24 protein-coding genes and 1 riboswitch are annotated in these 22,568 nt (G+C 42.0%); of the genes, 11 read left to right on the top strand and 13 right to left on the bottom strand.

Annotated elements, in window-relative coordinates:
* Positions 1 to 422 precede the first annotated feature (422 nt).
* The 5 genes from rpmH (at position 423) to mnmE (ending at position 4,338) form a co-directional block, all read left to right on the top strand.
* A complete protein-coding gene (gene rpmH, locus DQN58_RS09840; protein WP_005539760.1) occupies positions 423 to 557 on the top strand; it encodes a 50S ribosomal protein L34 in 135 nt (44 codons plus the stop codon).
* A 12-nt stretch (positions 558 to 569) separates the two neighbouring features.
* Entirely contained in the window at positions 570 to 938 is a 369-nt protein-coding gene (rnpA, locus tag DQN58_RS09835; protein WP_032997962.1) for a ribonuclease P protein component, read from the top strand.
* Positions 893 to 1,156, top strand: coding sequence for a membrane protein insertion efficiency factor YidD (yidD, locus tag DQN58_RS09830; RefSeq protein WP_006719157.1), 264 nt, complete (start codon positions 893 to 895; stop codon positions 1,154 to 1,156). The genes rnpA and yidD overlap by 46 nt, the downstream gene beginning before the upstream one ends.
* On the top strand, positions 1,156 to 2,784 hold the full coding sequence (gene yidC, locus DQN58_RS09825) for a membrane protein insertase YidC (protein WP_006719155.1): 1,629 nt from the start codon (positions 1,156 to 1,158) through the stop codon (positions 2,782 to 2,784). The genes yidD and yidC overlap by 1 nt, the downstream gene beginning before the upstream one ends.
* Positions 2,785 to 2,982: 198 nt before the next feature.
* Complete coding sequence (gene mnmE, locus DQN58_RS09815; protein WP_006719154.1) at positions 2,983 to 4,338, top strand: tRNA uridine-5-carboxymethylaminomethyl(34) synthesis GTPase MnmE; 1,356 nt, start codon at positions 2,983 to 2,985, stop codon at positions 4,336 to 4,338.
* Between the two features lie 83 nt (positions 4,339 to 4,421).
* Here the strand turns inward: mnmE and DQN58_RS09810 are convergent, their stop codons facing one another.
* From DQN58_RS09810 to DQN58_RS09760, 11 genes are all read right to left on the bottom strand, one after another.
* Positions 4,422 to 4,985 carry a DUF5358 domain-containing protein gene (locus DQN58_RS09810; protein WP_032998196.1) on the bottom strand — a complete coding sequence of 188 codons (564 nt, stop codon included), beginning with the start codon at positions 4,983 to 4,985 and terminating at the stop codon, positions 4,422 to 4,424.
* Between the two features lie 161 nt (positions 4,986 to 5,146).
* Positions 5,147 to 5,872, bottom strand: a complete 726-nt coding sequence (locus DQN58_RS09805; protein ID WP_006719152.1) for a hypothetical protein — start codon at positions 5,870 to 5,872, stop codon at positions 5,147 to 5,149.
* An 80-nt stretch (positions 5,873 to 5,952) separates the two neighbouring features.
* Positions 5,953 to 6,276, bottom strand: a complete 324-nt coding sequence (gene raiA / locus DQN58_RS09800; RefSeq protein WP_006719151.1) for a ribosome-associated translation inhibitor RaiA — start codon at positions 6,274 to 6,276, stop codon at positions 5,953 to 5,955.
* A 233-nt stretch (positions 6,277 to 6,509) separates the two neighbouring features.
* Positions 6,510 to 7,886 (bottom strand): alanine/glycine:cation symporter family protein, encoded by a 1,377-nt coding sequence (locus tag DQN58_RS09795; protein WP_006719150.1) that lies wholly within the window; start codon positions 7,884 to 7,886, stop codon positions 6,510 to 6,512.
* 106 nt (positions 7,887 to 7,992) lie between these two features.
* Positions 7,993 to 8,123, bottom strand: a riboswitch (glycine riboswitch).
* Positions 8,124 to 8,264: 141 nt separating this feature from the next.
* On the bottom strand, positions 8,265 to 8,537 hold the full coding sequence (locus DQN58_RS09790; RefSeq protein ID WP_006719149.1) for a GNAT family N-acetyltransferase: 273 nt from the start codon (positions 8,535 to 8,537) through the stop codon (positions 8,265 to 8,267).
* Positions 8,534 to 8,749, bottom strand: a complete 216-nt coding sequence (gene yacG / locus DQN58_RS09785) for a DNA gyrase inhibitor YacG (RefSeq protein ID WP_006719148.1) — start codon at positions 8,747 to 8,749, stop codon at positions 8,534 to 8,536. Before yacG ends, DQN58_RS09790 begins: the two co-directional genes overlap by 4 nt.
* Entirely contained in the window at positions 8,739 to 9,362 is a 624-nt protein-coding gene (coaE, locus tag DQN58_RS09780; RefSeq protein WP_006719146.1) for a dephospho-CoA kinase, read from the bottom strand. The genes yacG and coaE overlap by 11 nt, the downstream gene beginning before the upstream one ends.
* Before the next feature lie 49 nt (positions 9,363 to 9,411).
* Positions 9,412 to 10,104 (bottom strand): prepilin peptidase, encoded by a 693-nt coding sequence (locus DQN58_RS09775; protein WP_006719144.1) that lies wholly within the window; start codon positions 10,102 to 10,104, stop codon positions 9,412 to 9,414.
* The gene (locus DQN58_RS09770; protein ID WP_006719142.1) at positions 10,101 to 11,324 is read right to left on the bottom strand and encodes a type II secretion system F family protein; all 1,224 of its coding nucleotides are present in this window, start codon (positions 11,322 to 11,324) and stop codon (positions 10,101 to 10,103) included. The genes DQN58_RS09775 and DQN58_RS09770 overlap by 4 nt, the downstream gene beginning before the upstream one ends.
* Positions 11,317 to 12,726, bottom strand: coding sequence for a GspE/PulE family protein (locus tag DQN58_RS09765; protein WP_006719140.1), 1,410 nt, complete (start codon positions 12,724 to 12,726; stop codon positions 11,317 to 11,319). Before DQN58_RS09765 ends, DQN58_RS09770 begins: the two co-directional genes overlap by 8 nt.
* Positions 12,727 to 12,754: 28 nt before the next feature.
* Complete coding sequence (locus tag DQN58_RS09760; RefSeq protein WP_006719138.1) at positions 12,755 to 13,207, bottom strand: pilin; 453 nt, start codon at positions 13,205 to 13,207, stop codon at positions 12,755 to 12,757.
* A gap of 126 nt (positions 13,208 to 13,333) precedes the next feature.
* Between DQN58_RS09760 and ampD the strand changes: the two genes are divergently transcribed.
* The 3 genes from ampD (at position 13,334) to DQN58_RS09745 (ending at position 15,979) form a co-directional block, all read left to right on the top strand.
* The gene (gene ampD / locus DQN58_RS09755) at positions 13,334 to 13,888 is read left to right on the top strand and encodes a 1,6-anhydro-N-acetylmuramyl-L-alanine amidase AmpD (RefSeq protein ID WP_006719137.1); all 555 of its coding nucleotides are present in this window, start codon (positions 13,334 to 13,336) and stop codon (positions 13,886 to 13,888) included.
* A 587-nt stretch (positions 13,889 to 14,475) separates the two neighbouring features.
* Positions 14,476 to 15,021, top strand: coding sequence for a carboxymuconolactone decarboxylase family protein (locus tag DQN58_RS09750; RefSeq protein ID WP_006719135.1), 546 nt, complete (start codon positions 14,476 to 14,478; stop codon positions 15,019 to 15,021).
* 163 nt (positions 15,022 to 15,184) lie between these two features.
* The gene (locus DQN58_RS09745; RefSeq protein WP_006719133.1) at positions 15,185 to 15,979 is read left to right on the top strand and encodes a formate/nitrite transporter family protein; all 795 of its coding nucleotides are present in this window, start codon (positions 15,185 to 15,187) and stop codon (positions 15,977 to 15,979) included.
* 96 nt (positions 15,980 to 16,075) lie between these two features.
* Here DQN58_RS09745 and nanQ read toward each other — a convergent pair whose 3' ends face one another.
* Complete coding sequence (gene nanQ, locus DQN58_RS09740) at positions 16,076 to 16,546, bottom strand: N-acetylneuraminate anomerase (RefSeq protein ID WP_006719132.1); 471 nt, start codon at positions 16,544 to 16,546, stop codon at positions 16,076 to 16,078.
* A gap of 271 nt (positions 16,547 to 16,817) precedes the next feature.
* Between nanQ and pnp the strand changes: the two genes are divergently transcribed.
* The 3 genes from pnp to DQN58_RS09725 all read left to right on the top strand — a co-directional run bounded on the left by pnp (position 16,818) and on the right by DQN58_RS09725 (position 21,853).
* Positions 16,818 to 18,947 carry a polyribonucleotide nucleotidyltransferase gene (gene pnp, locus DQN58_RS09735; protein WP_032997960.1) on the top strand — a complete coding sequence of 710 codons (2,130 nt, stop codon included), beginning with the start codon at positions 16,818 to 16,820 and terminating at the stop codon, positions 18,945 to 18,947.
* 89 nt (positions 18,948 to 19,036) lie between these two features.
* Entirely contained in the window at positions 19,037 to 19,942 is a 906-nt protein-coding gene (gene nlpI / locus DQN58_RS09730; protein ID WP_006719129.1) for a lipoprotein NlpI, read from the top strand.
* 108 nt (positions 19,943 to 20,050) lie between these two features.
* A complete protein-coding gene (locus DQN58_RS09725) occupies positions 20,051 to 21,853 on the top strand; it encodes a DEAD/DEAH box helicase (RefSeq protein ID WP_006719128.1) in 1,803 nt (600 codons plus the stop codon).
* Positions 21,854 to 21,928: 75 nt separating this feature from the next.
* On the opposite strand, the gene hpt is transcribed toward DQN58_RS09725, so the two are convergent.
* Positions 21,929 to 22,468, bottom strand: coding sequence for a hypoxanthine phosphoribosyltransferase (hpt, locus tag DQN58_RS09720; protein ID WP_006719127.1), 540 nt, complete (start codon positions 22,466 to 22,468; stop codon positions 21,929 to 21,931).
* Positions 22,469 to 22,568 lie beyond the last annotated feature (100 nt).

The following is a 22,568-nucleotide window of genomic DNA, read 5'->3' as shown; positions in this document are numbered from 1 at the left end:
GTGAATATATCCCTTGTTAATTGGTTTATAGTTTTCCTTCGATTACCTTGCCAACCTTTTATCTTATTGTTTTATATAGGTATTACTTATTGAATGGCCGAATTTTCGGCAATAAAGTGTGGTTGGATAGGTGACTATTTTACAATAACGGAGGAAAAAGATCTGCTATCTGGCTCTAAAAAAAGCAAAAAAGGTTGCTTGCCATTTTTGCCTAAAACCGTATAATCGCCTCGCTTTTAAATGCTGTGAGTGATGGAAAAATGAACGAGTTGCCGTGTTTTTTCCCTAATCTCATTTGACGAACGCCGAATTTATGATTACAATTCCGTTCCTTATTTTTTGATAATCTTTGTTTATTTAAACGTTTCCCAACGTTTAAAGTAGAAACAGTTACTGAAACTATTTGACTTAGGTACATTATAATGAAACGCACATTTCAACCTTCTGTATTAAAACGTAGCCGTACTCACGGTTTCCGTGCTCGTATGGCAACTAAAAATGGCCGTCAAGTTTTAGCTCGTCGTCGTGCTAAAGGTCGTAAAAGTTTATCTGCCTAATCGCATATTAATGTGGTTAAGCTAAACTTTCCTAGGGAGTTACGTTTGTTAACTCCCGAACATTTTAAATACGTCTTCCAACAGCCGTCCCGCGCCAGTTCACCTGAAATCACTATTCTTGCCCGTAAAAATCACCTTGAGCATCCCCGCTTAGGTTTAACTGTGGCGAAAAAACATCTCAAACGAGCCCATGATCGTAATCGTATTAAACGGTTATGCCGTGAATCTTTTCGTTTAGCACAGCATGACTTACCGAATTATGATTTTGTTGTTGTAGCAAAACAGGGAATCGGCCGCTTAGATAACCGCACTTTATGGCAAACGCTGGATAAATTATGGCAAAGACACATTCGTTTGGCGCAAAAATCCTTATTGGATTAATTCGTTTTTATCAAATCGTTATCAGTCCATTAATTGGCCCCCGCTGTCGTTTCACACCAACTTGTTCTTGCTATGGTATTGATGCTGTAAAAACGCATGGAGTGGTAAAAGGTGGTTGGCTTACGGTTAAACGTATATTAAAATGTCATCCTTTAAACGCGGGTGGGTACGATCCCGTTCCACCCAAGATCAATAATAACAAAACAGAGAATAAATAATGGATTCAAGACGCGGCCTATTGGTCATTGCACTACTCTTTATGTCTTTTATTGTTTATCAGCAATGGCAACTTGATTATCACACGCCAAAACCTGTGGCAACTGAGCAAACTGTAACATCCACATCAGATGTTCCTGCTTCTTCTGGGAACAATACGGTCATCGCAACGGATACCCAAGTAAAAGGTAAAGTGATTACCTTAGAAAATGATGTATTCCGTTTGAAAATTAATACCTTAGGTGGTGATGTTATTAGTTCTGAATTGTTGAAATATGATGCTGAACTAGATTCCAACATGCCATTTGTATTGTTACAAAATACACCGGAACATGTGTATATCGCTCAAAGCGGTTTAATCGGTAAAGATGGTATTGATACGAAAGCAGGTCGTGCTGATTATCAAGTAGAGGGTGAAAACTTCAAATTAGCCGATGGCCAAAACGAATTAATTGTTCCTTTGGTTTATCAAAAAGAGGGTGTGACTTATCGTAAAATTTTTGTCTTGAAACGCGGTGAATATGACATTGCGGTCAATTACGAAATTAGTAACCAAAGCGATAAAACGATTGAGGTTGAGCCTTATGGTCAGTTAAGACATACTTTAGTTGATAGCTCCGGTAGTGTGGCGATGCCAACTTATACCGGTGGTGCTTATTCTTCTTCCGAAACTAATTATAAAAAATACAGTTTCAGTGATATGGAAAATGCCAATTTATCAGTGAATACTAAAGCCGGTTGGGTTGCGGTGTTACAACATTATTTCGTTTCTGCTTGGATTCCTAACCAAGATGCCGATAACCAACTTTATACTTTGACAGATAAAGCCAACAACATCGGTTCAATTGGGTATCGTGGTCCGGTTGTTGCGATTCAGCCGAATACAACCGAGAAATTAACCAGCAAATTATGGACCGGCCCGAAATTACAAAATGAAATGGCGCAAGTGGCAGATCATTTAGATCTCACTGTGGACTACGGTTGGGCGTGGTTTATTGCAAAACCATTATTCTGGTTGCTGACATTCATTCAACAATTAGTTCACAACTGGGGTGTGGCGATCATCTGTGTTACCTTAGTGGTTAAAGCGATTTTATATCCGCTCACAAAAGCACAATATACCTCAATGGCTAAAATGCGTATGTTGCAACCAAAATTGCAAGAAATGCGCGAACGTTTCGGTGAAGATCGTCAGCGTATGAGCCAAGAAATGATGAAACTCTACAAAGATGAGAAAGTAAACCCATTAGGTGGTTGTTTACCGCTCTTGTTACAAATGCCAATTTTCATTGCTTTGTATTGGACGTTTATGGAAGCCGTTGAATTACGTCACGCACCGTTCTTTGGTTGGATTCAAGACTTGTCTGCGCAAGATCCGTATTACATCCTGCCAATTTTAATGGGCGCTTCCATGTTCCTGTTGCAAAAAATGTCTCCGACACCGGTTGCCGATCCGATGCAACAAAAGATCATGAACTTCATGCCGTTAATCTTCATGGTGTTCTTCCTTTGGTTCCCGGCAGGTCTAGTGCTTTACTGGTTAGTGTCTAACTTAATCACGATTATCCAACAACAACTGATTTATCGTGGTTTAGAGAAAAAAGGGTTACATACCCGTCATAAAAAATAGTGAAATCTAGAGAATTAAAAGGCACGTATTGTGCCTTTTATTTTAATTAAAAAATGCACAAAAAAATGACCGCACTTTTGCGTCATAAAGTACGGTTACAAAACGCAACGCTTTTTGACTGTTGGTTCTGTCAACGCTCCAATTAGGGGAAACAAGCGACCTTATAAAGAAAGAATTAAACGTTTTGAGAGCAGACTTATGAAAGAAACAATCGTAGCTCAAGCCACAGCCCCGGGGCGAGGTGGTATTGGAATTTTACGTGTATCAGGCCCCAAGGCCGCTGATGTGGCACATGCGGTATTAGGAAAATGCCCCAAACCACGTATGGCAGATTATTTGCCCTTTAAAGATGCTGATGGCACCGTGTTAGATCAAGGGATTACATTGTATTTTAAAGGGCCAAATTCCTTTACCGGTGAAGACGTGCTTGAACTTCAAGGGCATGGCGGACAGGTCGTATTAGATTTATTGCTAAAACGGATTTTGCTTATTGATGGCATTCGACTCGCGCGTCCGGGCGAGTTTTCTGAGCAGGCATTTTTGAACGATAAATTGGATTTAGCCCAAGCGGAAGCGATTGCCGATTTAATTGATGCCAGCTCCGAACAGGCCGCACGTTCAGCCCTAAAATCGCTGCAAGGCGAGTTTTCCAATAAAGTGAATCAGCTTGTGGATTCGGTTATTTATTTACGTACTTATGTCGAGGCGGCGATTGATTTTCCTGATGAAGAAATCGATTTTCTTGCCGATGGCAAAATTGAAGGACATTTGAATGGCATTATTGCGCAGTTGGATCAGGTGCGTGCCGAAGCGAAACAAGGTTCTATTTTGCGTGAAGGGATGAAAGTGGTCATTGCCGGTCGCCCTAATGCCGGGAAATCCAGTTTATTGAATGCCCTTGCCGGACGTGAAGCGGCCATAGTCACTGATATTGCCGGTACTACGCGGGATGTGTTGCGCGAGCATATCCACTTAGATGGCATGCCATTACATATTATTGATACTGCCGGGTTACGTGATGCGACAGATGAGGTGGAGCGCATTGGTATTTCTCGTGCGTGGAATGAAATTGAACAGGCAGATCGGATTTTATTGATGTTAGACAGCAGTGATAGCGAGCAAGATTTAGCTAAAGTGCGGTCGGAATTTCTGGCAAAATTACCGAACAATATTCCGGTTACCATTATTCGCAACAAAGCGGATTTAACCGGTGAAACGGAACGTTTATATGAGCAAGACGGTTATACGGTCGTCAATTTGTCCGCAAAAACTCAGCAAGGCGTGGATTTATTGCGTGAGCATTTAAAACAAGCGATGGGGTATCAAACGGGTATCGAAGGGGGCTTCTTAGCACGCCGTCGCCACTTGGAAGCCTTAGAACAGGCAGCACAACACTTACAGACAGGACACATTCAATTAACCCAATTCCATGCCGGTGAATTGTTGGCGGAAGAGTTGCGTATGGTGCAAGATGCCTTAAGTGAAATTACCGGCCAGTTTACCTCTGATGATTTGCTCACGAATATTTTTAGTTCGTTTTGTATCGGGAAATAGAGACAAAGTGCGGTCGGTTTTGACTGCATTTTTCAGGTATAAAAATACCGATGGTTTTCCATCGGTATTTTTGTTTATGTTGATTAGAGCAACAGAGCTGAGCCCCATTTAATGATATCGAAGAAGAATTTATTTTGGTTAGTTGCCACGCCATCAGCGGATTTTGTCGTCCCATCAGGATTTTTCTGAACTTCGATCATGCCGTTTTTATATTGGCCTTTTACCACTTCTAAATCATCGGCTGCATTTTTTCTTAACAGCTCACATTGTGCTTTATCCATGTCTTCCACTTTATCCTGTCTAAATTTCTTATATTGGTAAGTGGCGTAATTCATGGATTTTTCATCGTCTTGAATAATTTTTACATACTTCTCGCCAATGACGCTTTCTAATGGGTAGAAGAAAATATATTGTGAATGAATGTAAGCATCTTCTTTTGGAAAGTGCTGTTGCAAAATACGGGTTAAATTTGGATAGATACATTGTTCCGCTTGTTTGCTGGCAAATACCCAACGTTGTGCATTCTCATCGGATAACAAATAATCTGCACCGGCATATTCACCGGGAATTGGATCCTGCTTGGTGCCAAATAATGAGCAACCGGTAAGGAATAAAATGACACCCGAAAAAATAAATTTCTTTAACATGGTTAAACCTTTATAGCTTGATACATTACGAAAAAACGCTGCGTATTCTAGCAATAAGCGTGTCATTTAGAAATGATTTGTTTAGTGGAAAGTAAAAAGTGCGGTGGATTTTCAGCATAAATTATGTTGGATGATCCTCCGCACTTTTATAAGAGGAAAAACTAGCGGCAAATCACCTGTTCAATCATACGACCTTTTTCAGCAGCGTTAGCGTTAGGCAATTTATCGCCATTTTGTTTGATGGAGTCGGTGTATTTTTCCACAAAGGCCTTGTCTTCACTGATGACACCCGCAGAGTATTCATCAATGCTAAACGTGCCTTTTGCATACATTCCGTTGAGTTGATACGTGAGGTAATTATCAACAGAGGAGGTGTTTTTCTCTAGATCATAATAATTGCTAGACATGTTGAAATGCACGCCTTGTTGTGTTTTGAAATCCTGACAAATACCGTTCTTCGCTGTAAAAACAGCATGGCTTAAACGTCCTTGACCAAATTCATAATATTCAAATTTTTTAGCATTGGCTAATTTCTTCAGATCTTGTTCGTTACTTGGATTCATTGATTTTCCATTGTGTAAATACATCACCGGAATCAGCCTGTTGCCACTGAATTCTTGTTGATAAATTTCACCAAGAATTTTGCTTCCTCGCCGTGCTTTTAAGACGGGCTTTTTCATATCGCTATCGGATGCGCCGGCAATTTTCTCAAAAGAAATCGATTTGATTTGACTGTCTAAATCAACGTAGTGACGTTCATATACACCGGTAGAAATATCTTCAAACGCATTCCAGCCATCGCTATTTTTTCCTGGGGTATTGGCGTGAGCGCAGGCGATTAATGTCATGATCGAGCAGGCGAGCGTACTGAATTTTAAGATTTTCATTCTTTCTCCTAAAATTTGATTATTGATAATCAAAAAAACCGCACTCTTTTAAAAGTGCGGTCATTTTTACAGGTGTTTTTTTATTCGTTAAACGAATCTTTCAAACGTTCATCAGCCCGACGGGCTTCGCCTTTGTGTTGTAATTTATTGAGCTGTTTCTCAAGTTTTTCTTCAACGTCGTTGATCGCTTTATACATATCTTCTGCCTCAGCGCTGGCAATGAGGTTACCAAATGGGGTACCGATAGAGGCATCAACGGAAAAGCCTTTAGGCGTTTTGTTTAAAATAAAGTGAGGATTGATCAGTTGGGTATGCCATTTATTCAGTTTGACAAGTCGTTCTTCAACGTGAGCACGGATTGCAGGGGTGATATCCATTTGTTTACTGGTAATATTTAATGTCATAGCATTTACCTCTTATGTGAATGGGGTCTGAGACCCAGTTGAAATCCTTAGTTACAACATAGTAACCTTGCCTTTAATTTTCAAGCGCTTTTTAGGTTGTTTAAAAAGAAAAGTTTAAAAATATGATCCAGGTCTGAAAATTGGGAAAAGATGCTTTTTTTGCGGAGATAAGTTGCTATGATGGGCAAGTTAAAGAAAGCGGATATTATATTTAATATCCGCTTTCTTTTTTATTATTGGGTCATTTCGTCTTGATCAAACTGATTGGCATTGAGGCGTGAAAAATAGTCTTTCGTTTCTTCAATAACCACTTTGCGCAAGCCGATTAAGGCAATTAAGTTTGGAATCGCCATTAAGCCGTTGACGATATCCGCTAAAATCCAAATGAGATTTAAATGAATAAATGCACCACAGCCGACTAATGCGATAAATGCGATACGGTAGAGTTTAATACCTCGGATTCCCACCAAATAAACAAAGCAACGTTCACCGTAATAGCACCAGCCAAGAATAGTCGTAAAGGCGAAAAAGAGGAGTCCAATGGTGACAATCGTTGCGCCAATAGAAGAGCCTAAACCTTGAGAGAATGCATAGTTGGTCACGACAGCACCTTCCATGCCTGGCGTTTGCCACGCACCGGTTAGGACTAAAACAATCCCCGTCATAGTACAGACGATAATCGTATCTAAGAATGTACCCGTCATGGAAATCAGGCCTTGGCGTACAGGCTCTTTGGTTTGTGCGGCAGCCGCAGCAATCGGAGCACTCCCTAAACCGGATTCGTTGGAGAAAATCCCGCGAGCTACACCGGATTGGATGGCTTTCATCACGGTAAAACCTAATGCACCGCCCAATGCGGCTTCCGGATTAAATGCACTGTGAATGATTAACTGAAGTGCGGTCGGAATTTTGTCTAAATTTAACAGAATGATAATGATGGATGTCGCAACATAAAAGACAGCCATAAATGGCACGATGTAGGATGACACCAACGCGATACGTTTTACTCCACCAAGAATAATTAAGCCTACTAACAGGGTGATGATTGCGGCGGTGATACTGACGGGAATGCTAAAAGTATCTTGCATCGCATGGGTGATGGCATTGATTTGTGGGAACGTGCCGATACCAAAGAACGCAACCAGTACGCCAAATAGGGCAAAGAGTTTTGCTAACCACCCCAAACCAAGACCACGTTCGATGTAATACATCGGACCACCAGCCATAAAACCGTTTTTGTCACGTACACGATATTTAACGGCTAACAAACATTCTGCGTATTTGGTTGCCATGCCAAGCAATGCAACTAACCACATCCAGAAGATGGCACCCGGGCCGCCTGCTTGTACTGCTGTTGCAACGCCCACAATGTTCCCTGTACCGATGGTGGCAGCAAGTGCGGTACACAAGGCGGCAAAAGAAGAAACATCCCCTTTTTGTTGTAAACCCGAATCGCGTTTAAACAAATAGCGCAAGGCACGAGGCAATTGAACGATTTGAATAAAGCCTAAGCGAAGGGTTAAATATAATCCGGTACCGGATAATAAAATGAGTAGAGGTGGACCCCATATAAAAGAGTCTATTGCAGATAAAATATTTTCGAATGTCATTGATAGTTCCTCGTAAATAACCTGATTACAAGGAGGCGGAAAGAATTTTACGGATAGATAAAATAGGAAATAACTCAATAAATTGAGTACGTTATATTAACCGAAATCTTCTGCCCCTGTCCTTTTGCCTGAGCGTTTGAAAAGCAGTGAACATTCCGCTTTTTTGCGCCTTCGGCGTCCATGAGTACTTTCAAGTCGAACTTGAAAAGTACCTTGGATCTCTCCAAGGGTTCGTCCAGTAACAGTCCCTGCCATCGCGCCTGAAAGATTTTACCTCGTCGGCGTGGGGTCGATTCCCCGCTCTCCAGCTACCTTCATCCGAACAATTTATGTTTGCACATAAAGTGCGATAAATTCTAGCAATATAATTTTAGGATCTCAATCATGTTGTTGGTGGCGTTGCCATTTTTTTGCAATATAACTGCAGGTAGGCACCAGTTTGAGCTGATTTTCTTGAATAAAGGTGATTAAGGCTTGATATAACTTATCTGCAACGCCTTGCCCACGTAATGTTTCCGACACATAAGTGTGATTGGCATTGATGGTGTGGTCGTCAATGAAAAAATAAGTGAGTTTGGCAACAGGTTGTTGTTTTTCGTCTAACACAAAAAATGTTCCTTGCTCGGCGTTTTTCTCGTGCTGAATTTTCATGAGTGGTTTACCCAGTCATTGTCTTCATTTAATAGTCCGCTAGCTGCAAAATCGGCCGTTTCGCATGGAATTGCTTTTTCTTCTGCCGCCCATTCACCTAAATCAATAAGCTGGCAACGCTTGCTACAAAAAGGGCGGTAAGGGCTTTGTTCCGACCATTCAACCTGTTTATGGCAAATAGGGCAAGGAACAGTAAAGATATCATTGCTCATTGAATTTCTCCGCGAGTTGTAAATAAAGGTGGTGCAAGTCTAGCACTTTTTGTTTTAACTGCGGCAGGCTTTCGCTTAAATCCACATCGTTATTGATGACATCATCGGCGTGTTGTAGGCGTTCCGATCGGCTGACTTGCGATTGCATGATATTTTTGATTAACGCTAATTGATTGTTATCGCGTTTACTTGCACGCGTCATTTGGGTTTGTTCGCTCACATCCACTACCAACACCCGTTGGCAAAGTGCGGTCAAATTATTCTCAATTAATAACGGCACCATGAAAATGCAATAAGGCGCCTGTTGTGCGGCGAGTTGTCGCAACATTTCATGACGGATGGCGGGGTGTAATAATTGATTCAACCAGTGTTTCTGCGTTTCATTGGCAAAGATCTTTTCTCGCAAGGCGGCACGATTGAGCGCGCCGTCTTCAAGTAAAATCTCCGGCCCGAAATGGGCCGCGATTTCTGCCAATAACGGCGAGCCTTTTTCTACCACTTGGCGAGCAACGAGATCGGCATCAATGACCGGTACACCAAGTTCAGCGAATAATTCGGCGATGGTGCTTTTGCCGCTACCGATTCCGCCGGTTAGCCCAACCACATATGTCATGTTATGTCCTTTGTATTATCAACAATGGCGCGATCATACGTTCATGTGTTCAATTAAGCAATAAACAGACGATCCCCGAAAGGGAGAGAAACGGGCCGAATGGAACCGCGTTGAGTGTACGGTTTCGATACTTGGCGTAGGTCGTGTAGATTAAGCCGAAAAGGCAGGCGAGGAATAAAAAGGCGGGGAGTTGCTGTGCCGGCATAAAAGCCCCTAACCCGAGAGCCAGCCAGTAGTCGCCTCGTCCTAATGCTTCTTGTCGGTAGTACCCTTTGGCAGCATGATAGATAGCATAAAAAACGCCTCCAAAGAGGACCGCACTTTGTAGGCTTTGTTCAAGGGATAATGCTCCGATTTGCCAATATGCCGCTCCTAAGCCGAGGGCAAGTAAGGCTTGGCACAATGTGGGCGAGATCAGACGATAGTGCCAATCCACCAAAGAAATTGCGCTCAAAATGGTGATATAAAGCGCAAGGCAAAGTCCCTTTGACGGCTCGTCATTGGTGGCATAGCAAAGTAAAAACAACAGTGCGAACAGAATGCCGTAAATCAGTGCGGAAGCTTGTCTTTGGAGTGGCTTGAGAACGGATTTTTCCGGCATAAAGTGCGGTGGATTTTCCGGGTAAATTTCAATGTATGCGATGTAAACCTCATGACTTAATTTGCGGGCAAAGTGCACTACATAATTATGTACCAACCCGCCACAGGCAACACCAGCAAGCAGAAAGAATAGCCACATCATTGTACTAGCGAACCTATGTTGAAAATCGGTAGGTACATGCCGAGCATAATTAAACCGATAAGTCCGCCGATAATCACCATTAATAAAGGTTCAAGCATTTGTGACAACAGATCGATTTGGTGATCTAGCTGTTGTTGATGATCGTTGGCGATAAATTGCAGCATCTTGGGTAATTGTCCGCTTTGTTCTCCTACTTGTAGCATTTGTTGCGCTGCAGGGGGAAAAATTTGTCCACTCACGCTGGCGGAAAACGGGTAGCCTTGTTGAATCCAATGGAGTGTCGATTGCACCTCTGCAATTAATACTAAATCACCTTGTAATTGAGGTTTAGTTTGCCAACTTTGTTGTTTCGGCAAGAAAGATTGAAGCGCCTGATTAAGTGGAATGCCAGCCTGTAACATCAGAAATAAACTACGGCTGAAACTCACTAAACGGGAAAGCTGAATGATGTGATTAAGAAACGGAATACTATTGATTAGGCGCGTTTTTTGTCGATGAAGCCAGGGCGAGTGTTTCAGCTGAAAGCGAATGAGTATGACGGTGAGTACAACAACGATGAGTAGAGCCAACCAATAATTTTGTAACCCTTGAGAGAGTGTAAGCAGAAGTTGTGTAAAGGCGGGGAGTTGGGCGCTGTTGTTGTCATACATTGCGGCAAACTGTGGCACGATGAATAACAATAGCAGGACGGTCAATGTTAATGAAATACCCAGTACCAACACAGGGTAAAGCAAGATCTTTTGCATTTTACGCTGCAACGCCAGTGCTTGTTGTTTATGTTGGGCTATTTCATGACAAACTGCAGCAAGTTTGCCGGTCATTTCACCTACTTGAATAAGTTGGCGTTCTTGATAGGTAAGGTATAACCCTTGCTGCTCTAAGGCTTGAGAAAAGGCTAAACCCCTTTCAATGTCTCGTAATAAGAGACGGAGCCATTGATTCAGTGCGATATTGGTGCAGTTTTGCAACAGAATTTGCAGACTATGTTTTAAGGGGACCGAGGCTTGTAATAATGTCGCGAGCTGTGAAAGTAAGGCACAGATCTCGGCATTTTTCGGCTTATTGCTCAGTTGCCAGTTTTGTTGCAAGGCAATGCTTTGCAAACCTCGCGCCATTAACTGCTGCCGTGCCTTTGCTTCGCTTTCTGCTACGATGAGTCCTTTTTGTTTTTGTTGTAACCGATTGATGGCTCGCCAGCGAAATAATTTTAATTTAGTCATGGGGCTGCCCTAATACTCGCTGAATTTCAGCCAAATCAGTTATGCCGTTTTTGATTTTTTCTAAGGCGCTTTGACGTAAATCATCGAAATCCATTTCATAGCCTTGCGGATGGTGTAGTTGAGGTTGTAGGAATTGATATACCCCGACACGCCCTTTGTAACCTTGATGACAGTCGCAAAAATGGTTGGGATTTCCACCGCACTTTAGACAACGTTTACGCACCAATCGTTGCGCAATAACGAGCAGCAAACTGCTGTCGATTTCATGGCGCTGAATACCCAACTGTTGCAAGCGGGAAATGGCGGAAGGAGCATCATTGGTGTGTAAGGTAGAAAGGACTAAGTGTCCTGTTTGTGCGGCGCGTAGTGCCATGGCAGCACTTTCTTCATCACGAATTTCACCTAGCATAATGATGTCGGGATCTTGGCGTAAGAAGGTGCGAAGGAGACGGCTGAAATCCAAGCCAATAGGATTATTTACTTGAGTTTGAATAATGCCTGGCAACTGAATTTCAATGGGATCCTCTGCCGTCATGATGTGTTTTTCCGGTGTATTTAAATACTGTAATGCCGTATACAAAGAAATACTTTTGCCGCTACCGGTCGGTCCGGTTACTAAAATCAATCCTTGGGGTTGGCTTAATGCATGACGGAAAAGTTGTTGCTGCGATTCGGTCATGCCCAATTCACTGAATTCCAACTGAACGGGGCGATTTTGCTGTAAACGCAACACGGCTTTTTCGCCAAATTGGGTCGCAAGGGTCGAAAGGCGAAAATCTAAAATATCAGAAAAGGTGGTTTTAAACTGAAAGCGGCCATCTTGTGGTAAACGTGTCTCGCTAATATCCAATTTCGCCAATAATTTCAGACGGGAAATTAAGCGGTTTGCCAAAGAACGTGAGATTTGTTCTTGTACTTGCAATACGCCATCAATACGAAAACGCACTTGTAATCCGTCGGCTTGCGGTTCCAAATGAATATCGGATGCTTTTTTCTGTGTAGCGTTTTCAAAAATCTGATTGAGTTGTTGAATGATCGGCTCATCAATTTGCTGGGTATCAGGCTGTTCTTGTAGTTCAGTTGAATAAAAGAGCGGTTGATTTTCCTCGACTTTTTCAGATTTTGTTAAATCCTGTAGTGCGCTTTTGAGTACATGGCTAGGCAATAACACAGGCTCAATGTGCTTTCCACTGAGAAAGGAAAAGGTTTCACAAGCGGCAAGATTGGTTAACGAATCCAATCCTAGCCACAGCGTTTGGACATCTTCTTTTAACGGTAACGCCAAATAACGTAAGAGGGCGGTTTGTTGTTGCTGATTTCTAAGCCAAAGCTCAGGCGTAATACAAAATTCTTCGCCCTGTTGATTGATGACCGAATAATGCCGTTCCATCAGATGTTGCATCCCCTTTATTGCCCTATTGGATTAGCACTTAAGAGCAAAAGCCAGCTGGGAAAATCTCTGCATTATTACCGCAGGAAGCCGTCCAGCTTACCCCCGTGGCAGCGGTGCCGGAGGCGCTGAGGGTGTAGCTAATATTTTCGAGACTGCTTTTCCCGGTTACAGTGATAGCGCCACTTTTTACCGCCGTGGATTTTACGTATTTTTGTTTTGTGGCATCGGTAACATCGGCTTGAATGCCATTTTGTCCTCCGCTGCAGTTGTCGGTTTTGCCGGTGTTATAAATACACAGTTCCACTTCGGCACGAAGCGGCGCAGAAGCCTGTAACAACTCAGAAATAGCCGCTTTTTTCGTGTAATTTTGGTAAGATGGCACGGCGACGGTTGCGAGAATTGCGACGATCGCAATCACAATCATCAATTCGATTAATGTAAACCCTTTTTTAACGGATTTCAGAGAGATAAAAACGGATTGAATTGTCATAAAAAATACCTTGTTCAATGAAAAATAATATGATTGATTTGAAGCGGAGGTATTTTGGCTTAGCGGAAAAACTGCGTGAAATGACACCGCACTTTTCCGGGATCTTGATCGCAAAATAAAAATCTTATGATGGAAAAACAGTTACACATTAAAGACGGATGGTTAGTCAACGAAAGGAGAGTGTTGTCACCGCATTTTGATCAACGCCCTGAGCCACAAGATATTTCCTTGCTGATTATCCATTATATCAGTTTGCCACCGGAGCAATTTGGCGGCGGGTATATTGATGATTTTTTTCAAGGAAAACTAGATCCGCAGGCACATCCTTATTTTCAAGAAATCAGTCCATTGCGGGTGTCAGCGCATTGTTTAATTGAGCGTACAGGACGAATTACTCAATATGTGAATTTTGCTGATCGTGCTTGGCATGCCGGTTTATCTTGTTTTGAAGGGCGGGATAAATGCAATGATTTTGCCATTGGTATCGAGTTGGAAGGTAGTAATGAACAGCCGTTTACTGATGCACAATATTTGGCATTACAAGCACTTACGCAGGAAATTATGCGGACATATCCGCATATTACCAAAGAGCGTATTGTGGGGCATTGTGATGTGTCACCGGGACGGAAAATCGATCCGGGACAATATTTCGATTGGCAACGGTATTTGCAGAAAATTTGAATTGAACAATAAATAGACAGCATAAGACGGCATTTTTCATTAACAGGGAAATGCCGTTTGTTTTTTATTATTTTATTGATAAATAAGGATAAATTTATTTATGGTTATTTAGTGAATTGAATTTCTCAAGGTTATTTTTAGTTATTCTGTGGTTGAAACACAATTTTATCCACAGAAATACTGAATAACTCACAGGAGGAGGAAAAATCGTAAAACCCGAAATAGAAAAAAGAAAACGTGCGCATTTGTTCTACATAACTTGTTGAAAAAATCGCAAAAAACGGATGAGGTATAAATCGGTGAAAATTTATGAGAAAAATTTAAACAAGCCAGCAAAAAATTGAGTAGGAATTGGTTTGGCAGGAAAATAAATGACAGTTTATTTCCTGTTTTCAGCCCACTATTCACAGGGTTATCCACATCATCAAAAAATCCGCTCAAGAACAACATGAAAATTTGACGCATTTTTTGACCGCACTTTATAACTTTTTAATCTACAGCATAACCTTTATTTCTTTTTCAATATCCAGAATTCTACGTAATATTGATGACCAATTAGTCACCCGTTTTATTTATAGGAGTTTTATATGTCACAATTTCCCATTCATACCATCGAAACCGCACCGGAAGCCGCAAAAGAAGCCCTAAAAGCTGTACAAAATGTTAACGGATTTATTCCAAATTTAATCGGCGTTCTTGCGAATGCACCGACAGCGCTAGAAACCTACCGTACGGTGGGTGGAATTAATGGACGGAACAGTTTAACTGCAGTAGAGAGAGAAGTGGTTCAAATTACGGCAGCAGTGGTCAATGGTTGCGGTTTCTGTGTGGCAGGGCATACTAAAATTGCCTTAAAACTATTGAAACTTGAAGAGGCCCTGGTTAACCAAATTCGTTCGACTGCGCGCATTCAACAAGATGCTAAACTGGATGCTCTTGCCCGTTTTACACTGACAGTCATCTTGCAAAAAGCAAAATTGACCCAAGCGCAACAGCAAGCCTTTTATGATGCAGGTTACACAAAGGAGAATGCCCTTGATGTGGTGTTAGGGGTAAGTTTAGCGACGTTATGTAATTATGCAAATAATCTTGCAGATACACCGATTAATCCGGAATTGCAGCCTTTTGCTTAAGGTTCTTTTTATATGTAAGGCAGCTCTTGTGGGCTGCCTTTTTTATGCCTTACTTTTGTTATAACTGATGATTTTTAAATATAGTCACTAATTCTTTTCTTTTTAAAACTCCCTTTGTTAGATTTTAAGCATTAGCAACGTATTAATAAACAAGGAGAAAAATATGCAACAGCGTGATCTTTATCCCCATGAAATCTTGCAAGATGTCATCGACAAAAGTTATGCAAAATCACTTGGCAGCGTAAAAACCTTGGCCATTCTTAGCTTTCTAGGGGGCGGTTATGTGAGTTTCGGTTATATGGCATATTTAAAAGTCGTCAGTGGCATACCGGCGGAATGGGCAGGCTTGGCAACCTTATTGGGGGCGGCTGTCTTTCCTATTTGCTTAATTTGTATTCTTATCGGAGGCGGCGAATTGGCCACAGGGAACATGATGATGATGGCTTTGGGGCGATTGAGCAAACAGGTAAGCTTTAAGAAATTATTACGTAACTGGGTAATTGTGAGTTTAGGTAACCTTGCCGGCGCATTATTTATGGCGTTTTTTCTTGGACATTATGTCGGGTTAGCTGAAGGTGCGGCAGCGAGTAAAACCATTGCTATTGCAGAAGCGAAAGTGAATATGGATTTCTTGCGCGCCTTTGTTTCAGCGATTGCCTGTAACTGGATGGTGTGTATGGGGATTTGGTTTTATTTTGGTGCAAAGCAAACATCTGGACGTATTCTTGCCATGTGGTTCCCTGTGATGATTTTTGTGTTGATTGGGCTACAGCATTTTGTGGCAAATATGTTTATTATTCCGGCAGGGATTTTTGCCGGAGCAAATGTAACATGGGGAGAATTTTTCTTAAATATGCTTCCTGTCTTCTTGGGTAATGTGACAGGTGGGGCGGCATTTGTCGGGGCTTCTTATCTTTACGCTTATCGTCATTTGCTCAAAGAGGATTATCAAATTTAGCGCATAAAAGTGTGGTGGCGTTTTTCTGCGTTTTGAATGAAAAATAGGGAATCATGTCGATTCCCTATTTCAGTCTTGAGTGTGATTCAGCGAGGTTTATTTAATTAACTCTACCGGTACTTTTACCACGAGTTTTTTGATTTTGGCGGATTGACCATTCACGTTACAACAAGGTTTATGCGGTTCATAAGGATAGAACACGGCAAACATATTTGGCACTAATGTAATCGTGCTTTTGTTGTCGATTTCTTGGGTAAGTTGGTAGTCGTCATCTTCGTGATAAGCTTCGTATTTGTTTAAGTCAGGATAGGTTGCGCCGACTTCGATGTTTTCTACGCCACGAATTAATACTTGAACGTCTAAATATTTGTGGTGCAGTTCTGCTTTTTTACTTGCGGCTTCTGCCAGTTCAGGTTCCATCACGTTCATATAAATTTGGTCAGTGATGTCATGACGACCAACCTCTAATTTTTCTAAGTCTAAACCTTTTAAATACTCACAGGTTTCGGCAATGACTTTCGGTAAGCCAAGTTTAAAATCCGCGCGGGTTAAATCTCCAATTAACATATTTTCTCCTTTTTTGTTTTAGAAACTGGAGTGATTTTATCATTAACCTTATTTTTCAGGTAGTCATAAATCGCAATTGCGCAAAAAAGTTACCCATCAAGGCAAAAGCCCTGTATAATGCCCGCGTTTTATTTTCTGAATTAGCGTGCGGCTAACAAAAGTGATTTTCCGCGTGGACGTCAAAAAAGTGCGGTCGGTTTTAAGATTATTTTTGCTAGTCGCAAATTGGAAAATAAAACATTGTGAATATTTATTTAAGAAGGAAAACATTGTGGATCCAATTGTTAAGCAGTTTAAATACGGTCAACATACCGTAACTTTAGAAACCGGCGCTATTGCACGTCAAGCCACCGCTGCCGTCATGGCAAGCATGGACGATACAACCGTATTCGTTGCCGTAGTTGCCAAAAAAGATGTGAAAGAAGGGCAAGATTTCTTCCCATTAACCGTTAACTATCAAGAGCGTACTTATGCCGCTGGTCGTATTCCGGGCGGTTTCTTCAAACGCGAGGGTCGTCCATCTGAAGGTGAAACCTTAATTGCCCGTTTAATCGACCGTCCGATTCGTCCGTTATTCCCAGAAGGTTTCTTTAATGAAATCCAAGTGGTTGCGACGGTTGTTTCTGTAAACCCACAAATCAGCCCGGATTTAGTCGCCATGATCGGTGCGTCTGCTGCGTTGTCTTTATCCGGTGTGCCATTTAATGGCCCAATCGGTGCGGCGCGTGTCGGTTTCATCAACGATCAATTCGTATTAAACCCAACCATTAACGAACAAAAACAAAGCCGTTTGGATTTAGTGGTTGCAGGTACTGACAAAGCCGTATTAATGGTGGAATCCGAAGCAGATATTCTCACTGAAGAACAAATGTTGGCGGCGGTGGTTTATGGTCACCAGCAACAACAAGTGGTGATTGAAGCCATTAAAGAATTGGTTGTTGAAGCCGGTAAACCACGTTGGGATTGGGTTGCACCTGAACCAAACACTGATTTAATCAATAAAGTGAAAGCGTTAGCTGAAGCGCGTTTAGGCGATGCGTATCGTATCACTGAAAAACAAGCGCGTTATGAGCAAATTGATGCGATTAAAGCTGACGTTGTTGCACAAATTACCGCGGAAGATGAAGAAGTCAGCGAAGGAAAAATTATTGATATTTTCACCGCACTTGAAAGCCAAATCGTGCGTGGACGTATTATCGCAGGTGAACCGCGTATTGATGGTCGTACCGTTGATACTGTGCGCGCATTAGATATTTGCACTGGTGTATTACCGCGTACCCACGGTTCTGCAATCTTTACTCGTGGTGAAACTCAAGCGTTGGCTGTTGCTACTTTAGGGACTGAACGCGATGCGCAAATCATTGATGAATTAACCGGTGAGCGTCAAGATCACTTCTTGTTCCACTATAACTTCCCTCCGTATTCCGTGGGTGAAACCGGTATGATTGGTTCACCAAAACGTCGTGAAATTGGTCACGGTCGTTTGGCGAAACGTGGTGTGGCAGCAGTGATGCCAACCTTAGCCGAATTCCCGTATGTGGTACGTGTAGTATCAGAAATCACCGAATCCAACGGTTCTTCTTCCATGGCTTCCGTGTGTGGTGCTTCTCTTGCGTTAATGGATGCCGGTGTGCCGATTAAAGCGGCTGTCGCAGGTATCGCGATGGGCTTGGTGAAAGAAGATGACAAATTTGTTGTGCTTTCCGATATTCTTGGTGATGAAGACCACTTAGGTGATATGGACTTTAAAGTGGCGGGTACTCGTCAAGGTGTGACCGCACTTCAAATGGATATCAAAATTGAAGGTATCACTGCTGAAATCATGCAAATTGCATTAAACCAAGCGAAAAGCGCACGTATGCATATTCTTGGTGTGATGGAGCAAGCTATTCCGGCGCCGCGTGCCGATATTTCTGATTTTGCACCACGTATCTACACCATGAAAATTGATCCGAAGAAAATCAAAGATGTGATCGGTAAGGGTGGTGCAGTGATTCGTGCATTGACCGAAGAAACCGGTACTTCAATTGATATTGATGATGACGGTACAGTGAAAATCGCTGCGGTAGATAAGAATGCCGTACAAGATGTGATGGCACGTATCGAAGACATCACTGCTGAAGTAGAAGCGGGTGCCATTTACAAAGGTAAAGTGACTCGTTTAGCCGATTTCGGTGCATTCGTTTCTATCGTAGGTAATAAGGAAGGCTTGGTTCACATTTCTCAAATTGCCGAAGAACGTGTGGAAAAAGTCAGTGATTATCTACAAGTAGGGCAAGAAGTGATGGTTAAAGTAGTGGAAATCGATCGTCAAGGTCGTATCCGTTTAACCATGAAAGAACTTGCGCCTAAACAAGACACTGTTCAAGAATCCTTTGATGACGTTATTGAACAGGAATAATTAAATTTAGGATTAATGTTACGGGACGGAATGTCCCGTAACATTTCTTTTTCAATAAGCAATACCTCTGCTTTAAGGCTTACAAAGAAATGACACAACGTAATGGGTTGTTTAATTTCGCGGTGTTTTTACCCATTTTATTTTTTACTTTTTTATTGTCGGGCTGTGTCGGCTTGAACAATAGTTTTGTGTCTAAAAATAAAGTGGTACTAGCTGATCAAAATCCAAGCCAGCATTTTGAACAGGAAGTAATGATTGTTCGGATTAGTCAGGTATTGCTCGTTGGAAAAATGAGTAATGAAGAACGTGCTTCTCTCCATTTTGAACGGGGAGTGCTTTACGATAGTTTGGGGCTTTGGGCTTTAGCGCGTTATGACTTTACTCAAGCTCTTGCATTGCAACCTAAAATGGCGGCAGTGTATAACTATCTAGGGCTTTATTTATTACTTGATGAAGACTATGACGGCGCATTAGAGGCCTTTAATACTGTTTTCAGCCTTGATCCTGACTATGAATATACCTTCCTTAATCGAGCATTAGACTTCTATTATGTGGGACGGTATAACCTCGCCGAGCAGGATTTCTTGGCATTTTATCAACGCAATAAATCAGATCCTTACCGTGTTTTATGGCTGTATTTGAATGAATTAAAATTCAAACCGGCCGAGGCACAAAAAAATCTGGCTCAACGTGCTGTTGGGCTTTCTCAGGATTATTGGGGTACCTACATTGTCCAATATTATTTGGGCAAATTATCAGTTCAGGATCTACAGGCTAAAGCACAGCAGTTTGCAACAAAAACCGCTACGCAATACGCAGAAGTTCTGACTGAAACCTACTTTTATCTAGCAAAACAAAAACTCAATATGGGACAGATTGATGAGGCAGAGACCTTATTCAAACTGGCTGTTGCAAATCAGGTGTATAACTTTGTGGAGTATCGTTTTGCGGTGTTTGAGCTATCGAAATTAGGACAACAGACTCAAGCAGAATAACGGTGAGCATGGCTCAACCGGCGATGCGTTGTAAGACGTAAAACGACACATTGTGATTAACCTGAAAGCGTCTATTGAGCTTTCCTTTTATACATTCGAGTATTTTTAATGACTGAAACTAAAATGACTTTCAAGGATTTAGGCTTGCCTGAATTCATCCTTAATGCGGTTTCCGATCTTGGCTTTGAAACACCATCTCCAATTCAACAAATTTGCATACCGCACTTATTAGAAGGCCGTGATGTACTGGGCATGGCACAAACCGGTAGTGGGAAAACAGCGGCTTTCTCTTTGCCTATTTTGGCGCAAATCGATCCGACCGAAAAACACCCACAATTATTAGTGATGGCGCCGACCCGTGAATTAGCTATTCAAGTTGCAGATGCATGTGAGCAATTCGTGAAATATGCCAAAGGTATCAATATTGTGACTTTGTACGGTGGTCAACGTTATGACATCCAATTACGTGCGTTAAAACAAGGAGCGCAAGTTGTGGTGGGGACACCGGGACGTATTTTGGACCACCTACGTCGTGGCACCTTAAGCCTTGCTGAACTTAAAGCCATTGTGTTAGACGAAGCGGATGAAATGTTGCGCATGGGCTTTATTGATGATGTGGAAACCGTGATGGCCGAATTACCGGAACATCACCAAACCGCACTTTTCTCTGCCACTATGCCGGAGCCGATTCGCCGAATCACCAAACGCTTTATGAAAGATCCGCAAGAAGTCAAAATTAAAGCGACCCAACAAAGTGCACCGGATATTGCGCAAAGTTGTTGGTATGTTCATGGCGTCCGCAAAAATGATGCCTTGTTGCGTTTCTTGGAAGTGGAAGATTTTGATGCGGCGATTATTTTCACCCGCACTAAAACCGGCACATTAGACGTAACGGAATTGTTGGAAAAACACGGTTTCCGTGCGGCAGCATTGAATGGCGATATGACACAACAATTACGTGAACAAACCTTAGATCGTTTGCGTAGTGGTAGCTTAGATATCGTAGTGGCGACAGACGTCGCGGCGCGTGGTATTGATATTGAGCGTATCAGTCTTGTAGTGAACTACGATATTCCACTGGATGCAGAATCTTATGTGCATCGTATTGGTCGTACCGGTCGTGCAGGACGTTCCGGTCGTGCGTTATTATTCGTGGAACCGCGTGAGCGTCGTTTGTTGCGCAATGTTGAACACCTTATCAAGAAAAATATTGAAGAGGTGGAATTGCCGAACCATGAAGTCTTACAAGCCTGTCGTCGTAAAAAATTCAAAGATAAAATTACCACGCAGTTGGAACACCATGATTTAGAGCTTTATCGTGAATTGTTGGAAGATATGTTTACTGCCGACCAATCACAAGAAGATATTGCCGCCGCTATGATGATGTTGCTACAAGGCAAGCAAAAACTGATTCTTCCACCAGATCCGGTGGTGGATAAAAAAGCACGTCGTGATCGTAATGAGCGCAGTGACCGTCGTGAGAATCCTCGTTCAGCAGAACGTCGTGGTGAACGTAAAGGCTATGGCAGTCCACAACCAATGGATTTATATCGTATTGAAGTGGGGCGCGGAGACGGTGTGGAAGTTCGTCATATTGTTGGCGCTATTGCGAATGAAGGTGATATTAATAGTCGCTACATCGGTCACATCAAGTTGTATGATGATTATTCCACCATTGAATTGCCACAAGGTATGCCGAAAGAATTGTTACAACAATTTGCGAAAACGCGAGTGTTGAATAAGCAAATGCGTATGTCTTTTATCGGTGAAGCCAAAGGCGAGCGTGGCGGTGATAATTTTGGCGGAAAACGCCGTGGCGGTCGTTTTGAAGACAAAGGTTTCAAAGGCGATCGTAAATTTAAAGAAAAATCTCACCGCACTTTTAAAGAGAAACGTGAGTTTAGAAAATAAGAAAGAAGACCGCACATAAAGTGCGGTCGTTTTTTGAGATAAATTGACGGCTTATCATGTGATAAGCCGTTTTTCTTATTCTTCCAAAATGACTTTGCCGATATAACCAAGGTTGCGATGTTGTTGTGCGTAGTCAATGCCATAGCCCACCACGAATTCATCAGGGATGGTGAAGCCAACCCAGTCTACCGGTACATTCACTTCACGACGGGATGGTTTGTCCAATAAAGTACAAATTGTCAACGAGGCAGGATCGCGTAAATTAAGAATCTCACGCACTTTTTCTAGTGTGTAGCCGGTATCAATAATATCTTCTACGATTAGCACGTCTTTACCACGGATATCGCTTTCAATATCTTTTGTAATGCGTACATCGTGGTTCGTTGTCATGCTGCTACCATAGCTTGATGTGGTCATAAATTCGATTTCTACCGGCAAATGTAATTCGCGTACTAAATCCGCCATAAACATAAAGGAACCACGCAACAAGCCTATTACTACGAGGCGATTAACTTTTTTTTGTTGATAGAATGCGGTGATTTCTTTGCCGAGTTCAGCAATACGGGAACGAACTTCTTGTTCGGAAATAAGAATATCGACGTGGTGTTTTTTCATTTTAAGGTTACCTTTGGCAGATGATGAGGGCGCTATTCTAACAAAAAAAAGACTGAAGTTTAAACTTCAGTCTTTTTAAGTACCCTAACGAATTTACTTT

Source organism: Aggregatibacter segnis ATCC 33393 (genome assembly GCF_900476035.1).
Taxonomy (GTDB): Bacteria; Pseudomonadota; Gammaproteobacteria; order Enterobacterales; family Pasteurellaceae; genus Aggregatibacter; species Aggregatibacter segnis.
The sequence above is the reverse complement of the archived record's forward strand: the minus strand, read 5'-3'. Positions and strand labels throughout refer to the sequence as shown.

Coding starts and splice junctions, on each gene's coding strand:
- rpmH (WP_005539760.1), top strand. CDS start 423: ATGAAACGCACATTTCAACCTTCTGTATTAAAACGTAGCCGTACTCAC.
- yidD (WP_006719157.1), top strand. CDS start 893: ATGGCAAAGACACATTCGTTTGGCGCAAAAATCCTTATTGGATTAATT.
- yidC (WP_006719155.1), top strand. CDS start 1,156: ATGGATTCAAGACGCGGCCTATTGGTCATTGCACTACTCTTTATGTCT.
- mnmE (WP_006719154.1), top strand. CDS start 2,983: ATGAAAGAAACAATCGTAGCTCAAGCCACAGCCCCGGGGCGAGGTGGT.
- DQN58_RS09810 (WP_032998196.1), bottom strand. CDS start 4,985: ATGTTAAAGAAATTTATTTTTTCGGGTGTCATTTTATTCCTTACCGGT.
- DQN58_RS09805 (WP_006719152.1), bottom strand. CDS start 5,872: ATGAAAATCTTAAAATTCAGTACGCTCGCCTGCTCGATCATGACATTA.
- raiA (WP_006719151.1), bottom strand. CDS start 6,276: ATGACATTAAATATTACCAGTAAACAAATGGATATCACCCCTGCAATC.
- DQN58_RS09795 (WP_006719150.1), bottom strand. CDS start 7,886: ATGACATTCGAAAATATTTTATCTGCAATAGACTCTTTTATATGGGGT.
- DQN58_RS09790 (WP_006719149.1), bottom strand. CDS start 8,537: ATGAAAATTCAGCACGAGAAAAACGCCGAGCAAGGAACATTTTTTGTG.
- yacG (WP_006719148.1), bottom strand. CDS start 8,749: ATGAGCAATGATATCTTTACTGTTCCTTGCCCTATTTGCCATAAACAG.
- coaE (WP_006719146.1), bottom strand. CDS start 9,362: ATGACATATGTGGTTGGGCTAACCGGCGGAATCGGTAGCGGCAAAAGC.
- DQN58_RS09775 (WP_006719144.1), bottom strand. CDS start 10,104: ATGATGTGGCTATTCTTTCTGCTTGCTGGTGTTGCCTGTGGCGGGTTG.
- DQN58_RS09770 (WP_006719142.1), bottom strand. CDS start 11,324: ATGACTAAATTAAAATTATTTCGCTGGCGAGCCATCAATCGGTTACAA.
- DQN58_RS09765 (WP_006719140.1), bottom strand. CDS start 12,726: ATGCAACATCTGATGGAACGGCATTATTCGGTCATCAATCAACAGGGC.
- DQN58_RS09760 (WP_006719138.1), bottom strand. CDS start 13,207: ATGACAATTCAATCCGTTTTTATCTCTCTGAAATCCGTTAAAAAAGGG.
- ampD (WP_006719137.1), top strand. CDS start 13,334: ATGATGGAAAAACAGTTACACATTAAAGACGGATGGTTAGTCAACGAA.
- DQN58_RS09750 (WP_006719135.1), top strand. CDS start 14,476: ATGTCACAATTTCCCATTCATACCATCGAAACCGCACCGGAAGCCGCA.
- DQN58_RS09745 (WP_006719133.1), top strand. CDS start 15,185: ATGCAACAGCGTGATCTTTATCCCCATGAAATCTTGCAAGATGTCATC.
- nanQ (WP_006719132.1), bottom strand. CDS start 16,546: ATGTTAATTGGAGATTTAACCCGCGCGGATTTTAAACTTGGCTTACCG.
- nlpI (WP_006719129.1), top strand. CDS start 19,037: ATGACACAACGTAATGGGTTGTTTAATTTCGCGGTGTTTTTACCCATT.
- DQN58_RS09725 (WP_006719128.1), top strand. CDS start 20,051: ATGACTGAAACTAAAATGACTTTCAAGGATTTAGGCTTGCCTGAATTC.
- hpt (WP_006719127.1), bottom strand. CDS start 22,468: ATGAAAAAACACCACGTCGATATTCTTATTTCCGAACAAGAAGTTCGT.